A 505-nucleotide genomic window follows, 5' to 3' on the forward strand; every position below is an offset into this window, starting at 1 on the left:
CCGAGCGAGTAGAGGATGGGCGTGCAGGCTTCGAGCCCGCCGTACTCGACCAGGTAGCCCGCGGTGGTGCTGCCCCCGGTGTTGCAGTTATCCACGTCGTTCCACAGCCAGGAGTTGCCGTAGAACTGGGCGTAGTCCTCGCCCTGCGGGCGCCACTGATTCTTGAAGTCGTCGGGCTGGCCCGGCAGCCAGTGGGTATAGGCCGCGCCGATGCCCGTAGGCCCGCCGCGCCAAATGAGTTGGCCAGCCTCGGGCCCGGTCTGCCAGCGCCACTCGCCCTCCACGCCCGCATCAGACGCGCCAAACCAGTACTGGCCCTGGGCCCGGTTCACGAGGAAGTCTTTCTCGCCGGCAAAAGTGATGGTGGCCAAGTAGCCCTGCATGCCTTCGTAAGTGCGCGCCGCGGCCGCCGCTTTGGCATCGGTCCAGCAAATACCCGGGGCGCTGACAAACTCGTAGTAGTGGTACGTGTCCGAGGAGGCCAGTACCGGGCCCGTCCCCTCAA

General features: G+C 66.5%; 1 protein-coding gene. It reads right to left on the reverse strand.

Features of this window, described 5'->3' with window-relative positions; translation table 11 throughout:
* On the reverse strand, positions 1–505 hold a 505-nt coding region (locus ACP7AJ_RS21660; protein ID WP_426062321.1), incomplete at both ends, for a lectin-like protein.

This window comes from Hymenobacter sp. B1770 (assembly GCF_049896385.1).
GTDB lineage: Bacteria > Bacteroidota > Bacteroidia > Cytophagales > Hymenobacteraceae > Hymenobacter.